Source organism: Bacillus sp. NS1 (genome assembly GCF_058248265.1).
Window position 1 is genome coordinate 399,017 of the sequence record NZ_JBZAZF010000001.1, and the last position, 11,019, is coordinate 410,035.

The window sequence follows — 11,019 nt, forward strand, 5'->3', positions numbered from 1 at the left end:
TCTTCATCCCCTTACTACATGAGCTCCGATATAATTGATAGTCGCTATGAATTGCAATACATCGCGGCACGTAACCGCTGAGATGCCATTCAGCAAGTCTTCTTTTGTGCAGGAGAAGCGGCGCAGGATTCCCATATAGGCTAAAAGCCCTTCGGGAGAATCGAATTGCAGCAGCATTTCATTGCGTAAAAATTGCTTTGCCTGTTCTAGTTCCCGTACATCGGCTGAAAAATGTGAGACAGCTTCCAAAACGCGCGGGGGAATCTCTTTCTCATGAAGCTGATCCGTACATATTGAAACAAGCAGCAAATTGTTCATGATGTCATATCGGGTGATGACGTGATAGACTGCCAAATCCTTCTCGCGAAAATGCTTGAATAAAGCGGAATGACCGTATTTTCCCAGTAATCCGTCTATCAGCTGGATTTTGATATAATCGCTGGCACTTTTCATTTCTCCGCAGTCAAATCCGAGTGTCAAAACGGAAGGACCTGCTGCGCTGCGTGTCTCTGTTTCAAAAACATGCCGGTTCACGAGGATTCTTCCGGCCGTCACGGTGGACGTTTGCGAGGCATGTCCAGGAATATTATCACATGCTTGTACATGTCCCAATATGTTCAGCTGTTTTTGCTGGGACAATAAATCAACGATGAAATCCGTTGCGTCGAGAAACCGTTTAGGATGGATCGCCTGTATCCTGTCTTTCCGGCCAAACAAGGCTGTGCCGTACATCGGGTTTCCAAAGGCCTCCTCCGCCAAGCGGGCTGCCGAGTAGGAGAAGGGATCAGCAAATTTCCTTTCGATTTTGAGCAGCAGTTCATCCTTTGCCTTTTCAACAGCTTCGGCTGAGAGAGAGGAAGGGAAGGCCATGTCTGCAAATGTCTTCATCAGGGCATCAACATGAAAATACTTGTTACATGATGGGTGAATTAAACGGGTTCCGCAGGTTTTCAGCTGCTGGTCAAAAAAGAGATTCGCTGAATACATAAAGCGGCTGCCGGCGGCATAACCGAAAGCGTCAATGATTTGCTGCTTCAGATGTGCAGCCGCGCCGTAAAAATAGATTGTTTCTTCTTCAGGATCCGCCGTGCTTTCGATCGGCTTCAGAAAGCTCGCGGCGATTGAGACTGTTGAAAATTGATGTGTCTTCAGCAGGTTAACTTCCAAGCCATTCTCTTTTGCTTGTATCAAAGAAACCACCATCCTGTTTTTGCAGGTAATAGACTATGATCAGCCCGGCAATCGGAATAACCGCTAAGGAGACAGCGGTACCGGCTAATGTGGCTAAGAAAAGGGGAAGACAAAATAGATAAGACCGGTATTTTGAGAATCCGCTCCAGAGCTGCTGCTCCGTCTGCCAGCCAAAGGACGGCCTTTTTTCATCTGCCGTTAAACGGATAAACGCTCCCGCAAGCAGCAATTCCATACACTGCACAAAAGTAAGGGCTGAAATCGGGCGGCCGCTGATGAAGCCCACAATGATAACGACAAGGAGAAATCCGCCTGCCAATAGGCCTGAATAAAAGCGATATTTCGCCCAAAACATCGTTCTTCGCTTAATTGGAAGCGTGATGAGCAGCATCCGATCGTTTTTTTCAATAGAGTACAAAAGGGCGATCGGCGAGCATACCAGCAAAAGGGCGGAAATCACAATATAAATCACTTGCTGATTGAAGATGCCAGTGTTCATCATCTGGAACGAAAAGAAGCCGCTGAATGCCGCCATCACCACATAATTTAACAGCATCGCTTTAGAAGAAATAAATCGGTTCCATTCTCTTTTGTAAAACGAAAATTCAGATCGCCGCATAAAAGAATGCATCTTGCTTTGCTGCGGAGGCGCCTGAAGAAAGACCGGAAAGTCAATGATCACCGCCCAGAGCATGTGAATTACGCATAGCGGAATCGTGAAGGCCGGCATAAAAGCGGCGCTGAGGCATACGCAGGCGAATACCGCCGCATGCAGCAGAAACATTGAGTTCTTCTTTTTGACGAACTGGTTGCTTAGAACAACTCCGAATATAATCGAGTAAACGGTAAAAAACGAAAATCTGCCAACCCAAAACAAGGTTTGCGCCCCTGACAGCGTTCCGTTTCCAAATAAGAACAGCGGTAAAATAAAAAAGAATAACGTTCTTCTCAAACACGTGTCGACAAACAGAACGACACTCTGGGCGAGCCAAAAGCTTCGTGAGGAAATCGGCAGCAGACAGCTCAGCTTCATATAAGATTCCTTCCATTGTGATGTCACGGAAAGAAACACCATATAAGCGTTCATCAAGAGAAGCGCGAGTATGATATACGTTTTTCCCAACACCGATTCGTCAATGCCGGCCTGGCGGATCAGCCCGATTTCAAACACGGCCAGAATCACAAGACCTGCGGCAATGCGGATGGCGTCCTTTTTTCCTTGCCGGCTGTAAAGCTGTTTGAACAGCAAAGACATGATGGGGACTATGTTATTCATGGCCAATCACCTCAAAAAATTCCCGCCGCAGATCGGTCTCCTCTCCAATCGGAATGACCTTTTGGATCTGTTTGTTGTGCAGAATGGCCGCATAATCACAAAATCTCTGCACGACATCGAGCAGATGGGAAGAAAACAAAATGGTTCCGCCTTCTTCACAGTACTCCCGCATTTTCTGATAAAAGACCTCTATTGATTCCACATCTAAACCGACGAGTGGCTCATCCAAAATAAACAGGGGAGCTCGCAGCAATAGCCCTGTCATCAACACAACCTTTTGCCTGTTCCCAAGGGACAGCTCTGAGATTCTCCTGTTGATGTATTTTGAAAAATGAAAGGCCTCAGCCAAACTGGCAAACTGCTGCTCTGAAAAGTCCTTTTGATAAAGTGAATGGACGAAAGACGCATAGTCCTTCGCCGTAATTTCTGTAAACAGCAGCGGATAATCGGCAGCGAAGAAACGGTGAGTCTTCAGTTGATCTGATGTTTTCTGCGGCATGCCGGCCTCCGCTTCAATGCCGCACAGCGTAAAGCTCCCGCTGTAATTACGGTTCACTCCTGTCAGCGTATTGATCAGTGTCGTTTTTCCGGCGCCGTTTACCCCAAGCAATCCGTAAACAGCGCCTTTTTCTAAGTGTAAGTCCACGTGCTCTAAGATGACGTTGTCCCGTTCATACCAAACGGATACATCGTGTATATCCAAAATGCTCATCGCGAGTCAGCCTTCCGCGCGCGCATCCCGAAAAGAATGGCAATGGCAATGAAAATCAGCGTAAATAAATAATCGCTTTTGATAAAATAGACGACCGCGCCGATGACAAAGATAAATGAAAGGATATACAGTAAAATTCTTCTTTGTGCTGGTGACAAATCGTTTCCCTCCTAAATAAGCTGGACCACGTCTTCTAATTGTTCATTTTTCGCCCAAGAGCAAATGTTTTTCCGGTGATATTTGTTAGAGTTCAGCCCTTTTAAATAACAGCCTCCGCAATAGCCGCTGAACGGGCATTTGTCTTTCATGCAATGCTCGCTGAACCGGGGCGCCTGCGCTTGCCACAGTTTATGGACGAGAGGGGAGTTAAAGATGCTTTCATACGAATCATGAAAAATATTTCCCAATGAAAATTCCTTCGGAAAGAGTGCGCACGGACGTACTTCTCCGAACGGGCTGATCACGATTGACTTCCAGCCAGCACCGCAATTTGCCGCGCGTTTTCTCTCATAAGGAATAATCGGAATCAGATCTTTAAACTCATCAATGATATTTTGCTCGTATTCCATAAATTTGCGATGCTGCTCGGCATTTTTTGTGGGGTGGACGATATCTCTGCCTCTTCCGAAGTCATCAACCCAATTGTAAGAGAACGCCTTCGCCCCGAGATCCCGAACCTTTTGGGCCATATCGTGGATTTCCCACATGTTTTTTTCGAAAACGGACATGGCGACTCTGACAAATATCCCGTGGTCACTCAACAATTTTATCGTTTTACAAGTTTGGGCAAAAGAGCCTTTTCTCCCTCTAAAGGAGTCATGGACCTCGGAATTGACGCTATCGAGAGAGATGCCGACGATGATTTTTTGCTTGTAAGTCTTCAGCAGCTCAAGGCTCTCTTTTCGCATGAGTGTTCCGTTTGTTAAAACAGCGACCTTTTTGAACTTTTTACACACATAGTCAAGAATCTCATTGGCGTTCGGATGGACAAAAATTTCTCCGCCCGTGATTTCACATGTCAATACTCCGTTGTCAAACAGCATATCAGCCGTTTTCTTGAATTGCTCAATCGACACGGTGCCGAGTGCTTCCGGTGAGCTTTCCAAATAACAGTGGGCGCATTTCAAATTACAGCGGTGCGTCAGCTCAAAGGTGGCGTGCAGCGGCATCGGAAATTCATTGCTTCCGCTCGTGGTGATCGTGTGGCGGCTGGACTGATTCCCGAGCTGGATGACCTGCTTCTTCAGGAGCATGTTGAGCATGTCGTAATACCAGTCCTTATGGTCTTCCGGTGATTCATCGTACACTGCGCATTGTTCCGCTAAAATCTGTGCAGCCGTTTTTTGCCCATCCATTCGCATGCAAAGCTCGTAAGCTGTTTTGTTGAGATCCAAATACTCAAAGTCAGAAATGGAGACATTATCGCGCAAGTAGTCGATTTCTAACACGCCACCCTCAGGAAGCTGGTGAACTCTTACACTTTCATTAATAAATGGAAACATCTGCTCTATAAACAAAATACCATCCCCTATACATATGATTCAAATGTAAAACGGTTGTGTATGTATAACCAAGAGGTAGATTTTAGTTAAAAATTGTAATTTACTAAAAAGGGCATAGTAGAATGACTATGCCCTTTTGGAGAATCTTATCCCCATAGACCGAATAGACCTGTAGCACCGGCAATTTCAAAATCAGGGATAGGACCGTCCACTAGACAAGCGGCTCCGATCGAGCAAGTTGCACAACCTTTGTTTTCTACAATGACAGCTTTTTTCATAATTGAATCCTCCCTTTTTTTGTTTTTTCTAGCAGATCTATGCTGTGCTTTTATAATAAAACTAATAAATTACCAATTCAATACATATATTTTGAAGAAAATGTGAAATAGAAATGATAGATTTCGGAAAAATGTAACATTTCCTAAAGGCAATTAGTGATATCATTTTCTCTTCTATTAAGGAAATGCTTTTTATGAGGTTTATCTTCAAATCTGATGAGCAATGATGGTAAGATAGAAGCAGTTGAAGTTTACAAACTGAATGATTATACTATTCAAGTCAAAGTGGAATGATGAAAAGGACGTGTCAAAATGAAGCAAGAGACACCGATAGCACTCCATGTGAAGTCTGTGATCGGCGATGACGGAAACCAGGAAGTCATCGAATTCCGCACCACCGGATTTTACTATGTAAAACAAAATAAAGTGTATCTATCTTATTATGAAGAACACGACTTAGGTAAAGTAAAAACGATTGTGAAAGTAAGCGAAGGCGAAGTGCTGGTCATGAGGTCAGGCGCTGTCAAAATGAATCAGCGCTTCATAACGGGAGCTTCCACAATTGCTAAATATAAAATGTCATTTGGTGAGCTTGAGCTGGAAACAAGCACAAAATCGATTCAATCTGATCTCGGTGAAGAAAAAGGCCGTATCAGCATCGCATATGACATGCATGTCGGAGACGAACAGCAGCATTTACATCATATGACGATCACGTATGAGGGAGGAACTCACGCATGAACATTGCGGAACAAATGAAGGACGTGCTGAAAGAAGAAATCAAAGCGGCCGTTCTGAAAGCGGGGCTGGCTGAAGAAAGCCAGATTCCTAATGTCGTTTTAGAAACACCGAAAGATAAAACACACGGCGATTATTCAACAAATATGGCAATGCAGCTGGCAAGAATCGCAAAAAAAGCGCCGCGCCAAATTGCTGAAGAGATTGTCGCTCATTTTGATAAAGGAAAGGCTTCAATTGAAAAACTAGATATCGCTGGCCCGGGTTTTATCAATTTCTATATGAACAATCAATATTTAACAAAGCTGATTCCGTCTGTATTAGAAGCAGGGGAAGCATACGGAGAAACGAACATCGGAAACGGTGAACGTGTCCAGGTAGAATTCGTATCAGCGAATCCGACGGGAGACCTTCATCTCGGCCATGCCCGCGGTGCGGCTGTCGGTGATTCTTTGTGCAATGTGCTTTCAAAAGCGGGCTACGATGTGAGCCGCGAATACTACATTAACGATGCCGGAAACCAAATCAACAATTTGGCGCTTTCTGTGGAAGTCCGTTACTTTGAGGCGCTCGGCTTGGAAAAACCGATGCCGGAGGATGGCTACCGCGGCGAGGATATCATTGCGATCGGAAAGCATCTCGCTGAGGAATACGGCGACCGTTTCGTCAATGAAGAGGAAAGCGAGCGCCTCGCATTTTTCCGTGAATATGGTCTGAAATACGAGCTGGAAAAGCTGCGCAAGGACCTGGAAAACTTCCGTGTGCCGTTTGATGTGTGGTATTCCGAAACTTCACTGTACCAAAACGGAAAAATCGATACGGCACTTGAAGCGCTCCGCGAAAAAGGCCATGTTTATGAAGAAGACGGCGCGACTTGGTTCCGCTCCACGACATTCGGCGATGATAAAGACCGCGTATTGATTAAGAAGGACGGCACGTACACGTATCTGCTGCCTGATATCGCGTATCATAAGGACAAGCTTGACCGCGGCTTTGATAAGCTGATCAACGTTTGGGGCGCCGATCACCACGGCTACATCCCGCGTATGAAAGCGGCAATCGAAGCGCTGGGCTATGAAAAAGGAACGCTTGAAGTAGAAATCATTCAGCTCGTTCATCTTTACAAAAACGGCGAGAAAATGAAAATGAGCAAACGGACGGGTAAAGCGGTAACGATGCGCGACCTGATTGAAGAAGTCGGCTTGGATGCCGTGCGTTACTTCTTCGCGATGCGCAGTGCTGATACGCATATGGATTTTGACTTAGATCTTGCTGTATCAACATCTAACGAAAACCCTGTGTATTATGCACAATACGCACATGCCCGTATTTGCAGCATGCTTCGCCAAGGGGAAGAGCAGGGACTTAAGCCGGCGGCGGATCTTGATTTCAGCCATATTCAATCAGAAAAAGAATATGACCTGCTAAAAACGATCGGCGCCTTCCCAGAGGCAGTGGCGGAAGCGGCGGAAAAACGAATTCCGCACCGTGTCACAAACTATATTTATGATCTGGCTTCTGCTCTGCACAGTTTCTACAATGCAGAGAAAGTCATCGATCCTGAAAATGAAGCGAAAAGCCGCGCGCGCCTGGCTTTAATGAAGGCAACGCAAATTACGCTGAACAATGCGCTTCAGCTGATTGGCGTATCGGCTCCGGAAAAAATGTAAATGTTGATCAAAGGACAAAGCCCGAAGGCTTTGTCCTTTTTTTATGAAGAAAACGTGTGATGTAATTCACAATCCTGTTTGCTGAGTTTTTGTATGATAAGACTGATTATCGAATAATTGAAAGGGGCAAGCCAAATGATCAACCGTCAACACATTCAATTATCGTTACAGTCATTAAGCTTGGTGGCAGGGTTTATGGTATGGGTGCTGATTTCATCACTCATTTCCCAAATTACATTAGATATTCATTTAAGCAAAGGTGAGATTTCTCTGGTGACGGCGATTCCCGTGATCCTCGGGTCGCTTCTACGCATTCCTTTAGGGTATTTAACGAACAGGTTTGGCGCAAGGCTGATGTTCATGATCAGCTTCATCTTGCTTTTACTTCCTGTGTTTTGGATCAGTATCGCGGATTCTCTGTTTGATTTAATCGCGGGCGGTTTTTTCTTAGGGATCGGGGGAGCGGTATTCTCCATTGGGGTGACATCCCTTCCGAAATATTATCCGAAAGAAAAGCACGGTGTCGTCAATGGGATTTACGGGGCCGGAAACATCGGAACCGCTATTACCACATTTGCGGCGCCGGTTATCGCTCAAGCGGCGGGATGGAAAGCAACCGTGCAGATGTATCTGGTCCTGCTGGCCGTTTTCGCATTGCTGCAGGTATTATTCGGCGACCGGCATGAGAAGAAAGTGAATGTTTCCGTAAAAACTCAAATCAAAGCCGTTTACCGAAATCATATCCTATGGTTTTTGAGCCTGTTTTATTTTATTACGTTTGGCGCCTTTGTCGCTTTCACCATCTATCTGCCGAACTTTCTGGTTGAGCAATTTGGGCTGAATCCTGCGGACGCCGGTTTGCGGACGGCTGGCTTTATTGCCGTCTCCACGCTGCTCAGGCCTGTAGGCGGACTCTTGGCTGATAAAATGAGCCCGCTCCGCATCTTGATGGTCGTTTTTGCGGGACTTACATTATCAGGAATTATCTTATCGTTTTCACCGACGATTGGCCTTTATACGTTTGGGTCATTAACGGTGGCAGTTTGCTCAGGTATAGGAAATGGGACCGTTTTTAAACTGGTGCCTTTCTATTTTTCGAAGCAAGCCGGGATTGCCAATGGTATTGTGTCTGCCATGGGCGGATTAGGCGGTTTTTTTCCTCCGCTGATTTTGGCGAGTGTTTTTCAGGCAACAGGACAATACGCGATCGGCTTTATGGCGCTTTCGGAAGTTGCGTTAGCCAGCTTTGTCCTTGTCATATGGATGTATTGGCAGGAAAGAATGAAAACGCACACGGAGAGAAACAGTCAGAGCGTCAACTAACATCGGCATTCACAAGATTGTTAGTTTTTTCTGGATGGGTGCAAATCAATTCACGTTACAATAAACATACGCAACGTGACTTTCTTCGAGGTGAGCTCATGAATTTTCTCTCTGTTCGACCATCTGATAGTGATCTGATTTCCAGCGATCTGCATGAATTGCTGGAATCAATCAGTACGAAAAGAAAAATGGAAAAACACACGTATTTGTTTCGGGAAGGAATGGATGCAGAGGAGCTTTATCTGATTCAATCAGGACTCATTGAAATCGGCAAGCTGACATCTGACGGAAAAGACCTGACGCTTAGAATCTGCCAAAAGCATGATATCGTTGGGGAATTAACACTTTTCACTGAAGAACCGAGATATATGCTCAGTGCAAAGGTGCTAGAGGATGGCGAGGTGCTCGTCATTAATAAAAACAAGCTGGAAAAGGAATTAATCCAAAACGGTGCTTTGACATTTGAATTTATGAAATGGATGAGCACCCACCTCCGGAAAATTCAGTCCAAAATCAGGGATCTGCTTCTTCACGGCAAAAAGGGGGCGCTCTACTCCACCCTTATCCGTTTATCTAACAGCTACGGTGTGGAACGAAGCGATGGCATTCTGATTAATATTGTGCTGACAAATCAGGATTTGGCAAAGTTTTGCGCGGCGGCAAGGGAAAGCGTCAACCGTATGCTGGGGGACCTCCGCAAACAAGGGGTGATTTCGATAGAAGAATCCGGAAAAATTATTTTGCACAAGCGGGACTATTTGCGATGCGAGATTGAGTGTGAAAACTGTCCGCTGGAGATTTGCAATATTGACTGAAGAAACCAAGGACCGCCAGCGGTCCTTGGTTTTTTATCTAGTGATAAACATACACATTACGGCAAAAAAGAAGCAGGCATTCACGATTTCTAGAATACCGATCGTTTTCACAGGCCAATCCTTTCCGTGAAACAACCATGCCCGCAAACTGCTTGGGATAAAAGCAAGAAATGCCCATCCTGCTCCGAGAAGAGCGGATAAAAAGGGGAGGAGCAGGTGATATCCCCATGACCAGTATGCAAAAAACCTGTTCTTTCGTTCCCGGATCACCGACTTTACATAAAAAGAACTCCCGATAAAAAATAAAGCAGATTGTAAGAATATAAACCAAGCCCAGCCGTCGAGCGTTCCTGTCCCCAGCCAGCAGCTCGCAAGCCCGCCTGAACAAAAGAACAAGACACCCGCAATATCATTCACTAATGCTCGTTCGTTTTTTCGGCGGGCAAAATACATATGGATGAGAAACAGCGGCAATAAAGAAACGCCAACCCAGATGAGCGGCGGCTTATGAAAGACAGAAATAATTAGAAAGCAGCAGGCCGGAACACCGTAATAATATACCCACTTTTGATAGGGTTTGATCTGTTTCTTTTTCAAGGCGAGCGTGATGGGATAAACCGCCAAGTAAAGGAAAAGCCATCCTAGGAAGAGCGGAATATGCCAGAGAACGGGACCGCCCTTGACGATGCCGAGTAAAAATGGAGTCAGCAGCATCGCCCATGCGCCGTGCTGCTTCGGAATCAGCGCCTTCATCGAAATCCTCCTTTTTTATTTTATTATAAATGCGTTCATCCTCCTGATAAGTGACATTCATCATACAGGCTGTGAAATACATCACTGCTGTACAGGCTCATTCGAGCTACACTAAAGCTATCCTTAGCACAGGAGGCTTTCCTATGAATCAGTGTGACTATTTATTATTTCTGAAACAACTCCCTATGTTTAATGAAGTGCCTCTATCCATTGTCGAAACCATGCTGAAAAACGGGACGTTTATCCGCGGCTCATCTGATCAGTCTCCATCCTTTCTACATTCTCAATCCGTTTATATTGTATTAAAAGGCAGTGTCCGTTTTATAGACAGCAGGCTCCCTGAAGGATCGAAAACCGTTGCACTGTGGGAAAAAGGCGATGTGTTTCCGATTGATGAAAAAGGCGGGCTGTATTTATCGCCATTTATCGCAGTCAATGCCACTTCAGACATTCTGATTCTCAATATTCCTTATTACATATTTAAGAAAATGATGTCTTACAATGCGCAGCTGCAAATGAATTTTTTGGCCATGCTTCAGCAAAATGTCTTTTGTTCCTATCAATTATTTTTGCGTTATCTGCATACATCACAAGATGAAAATGCCGAGCCCGGTTCTTAAATAGAGCCGGTTTTTTTGATCTTTGAATGAAAGGCGGCTAATGACTCAGGCGTCCTGCCTGAACGCCTTCATTCATCACATCCCTGTGAAAGTCCTTCCTTCTCCTTTCTGTGAACATTTTGTGAAAAAAGCAGAGTGTGT

The 11,019-nt window shown here is 45.2% G+C and carries 12 protein-coding genes; 5 read left to right on the forward strand and 7 right to left on the reverse strand.

Annotated features, from left to right (window positions below):
- Positions 1–3: 3 nt before the first annotated feature.
- From AC4CV5_RS02030 to sboA, 6 genes are all read right to left on the reverse strand, one after another.
- Complete coding sequence (locus AC4CV5_RS02030) at positions 4–1,167, reverse strand: insulinase family protein (protein ID WP_490922199.1); 1,164 nt, start codon at positions 1,165–1,167, stop codon at positions 4–6.
- A complete protein-coding gene (gene albD, locus AC4CV5_RS02035) occupies positions 1,157–2,467 on the reverse strand; it encodes an antilisterial bacteriocin subtilosin biosynthesis protein AlbD (protein WP_490922009.1) in 1,311 nt (436 codons plus the stop codon). The genes AC4CV5_RS02030 and albD overlap by 11 nt, the downstream gene beginning before the upstream one ends.
- Positions 2,460–3,179: an ABC transporter ATP-binding protein gene (locus AC4CV5_RS02040; RefSeq protein WP_490922010.1), complete on the reverse strand. Its 720-nt coding sequence runs from the start codon at positions 3,177–3,179 to the stop codon at positions 2,460–2,462. The genes albD and AC4CV5_RS02040 overlap by 8 nt, the downstream gene beginning before the upstream one ends.
- Entirely contained in the window at positions 3,176–3,337 is a 162-nt protein-coding gene (albB, locus tag AC4CV5_RS02045; RefSeq protein WP_166847156.1) for an antilisterial bacteriocin subtilosin biosynthesis protein AlbB, read from the reverse strand. Before albB ends, AC4CV5_RS02040 begins: the two co-directional genes overlap by 4 nt.
- 12 nt (positions 3,338–3,349) lie before the next feature.
- Positions 3,350–4,696 (reverse strand): subtilosin maturase AlbA, encoded by a 1,347-nt coding sequence (albA, locus tag AC4CV5_RS02050; RefSeq protein ID WP_166847158.1) that lies wholly within the window; start codon positions 4,694–4,696, stop codon positions 3,350–3,352.
- Positions 4,697–4,827: 131 nt separating this feature from the next.
- On the reverse strand, positions 4,828–4,959 hold the full coding sequence (gene sboA / locus AC4CV5_RS02055; RefSeq protein WP_003222002.1) for a subtilosin A: 132 nt from the start codon (positions 4,957–4,959) through the stop codon (positions 4,828–4,830).
- A 312-nt stretch (positions 4,960–5,271) separates the two neighbouring features.
- Here sboA and AC4CV5_RS02060 point away from each other — a divergent pair, with 312 nt between their 5' ends.
- The 4 genes from AC4CV5_RS02060 (at position 5,272) to fnr (ending at position 9,505) form a co-directional block, all read left to right on the forward strand.
- Positions 5,272–5,700, forward strand: a complete 429-nt coding sequence (locus AC4CV5_RS02060; RefSeq protein WP_166847161.1) for a YwiB family protein — start codon at positions 5,272–5,274, stop codon at positions 5,698–5,700.
- Entirely contained in the window at positions 5,697–7,367 is a 1,671-nt protein-coding gene (gene argS / locus AC4CV5_RS02065) for an arginine--tRNA ligase (RefSeq protein ID WP_222142224.1), read from the forward strand. Before AC4CV5_RS02060 ends, argS begins: the two co-directional genes overlap by 4 nt.
- A gap of 135 nt (positions 7,368–7,502) precedes the next feature.
- On the forward strand, positions 7,503–8,690 hold the full coding sequence (gene narK / locus AC4CV5_RS02070) for a nitrate transporter NarK (protein WP_166847167.1): 1,188 nt from the start codon (positions 7,503–7,505) through the stop codon (positions 8,688–8,690).
- A gap of 98 nt (positions 8,691–8,788) precedes the next feature.
- Complete coding sequence (gene fnr, locus AC4CV5_RS02075) at positions 8,789–9,505, forward strand: fumarate/nitrate reduction transcriptional regulator Fnr (RefSeq protein WP_014115542.1); 717 nt, start codon at positions 8,789–8,791, stop codon at positions 9,503–9,505.
- Between the two features lie 33 nt (positions 9,506–9,538).
- On the opposite strand, the gene AC4CV5_RS02080 is transcribed toward fnr, so the two are convergent.
- Positions 9,539–10,258 carry a YwiC-like family protein gene (locus AC4CV5_RS02080; RefSeq protein WP_166847170.1) on the reverse strand — a complete coding sequence of 240 codons (720 nt, stop codon included), beginning with the start codon at positions 10,256–10,258 and terminating at the stop codon, positions 9,539–9,541.
- Positions 10,259–10,401: 143 nt separating this feature from the next.
- Between AC4CV5_RS02080 and arfM the strand changes: the two genes are divergently transcribed.
- Positions 10,402–10,878, forward strand: a complete 477-nt coding sequence (gene arfM / locus AC4CV5_RS02085; RefSeq protein ID WP_490922011.1) for a Crp/Fnr family transcriptional regulator ArfM — start codon at positions 10,402–10,404, stop codon at positions 10,876–10,878.
- Positions 10,879–11,019: the final 141 nt, after the last annotated feature.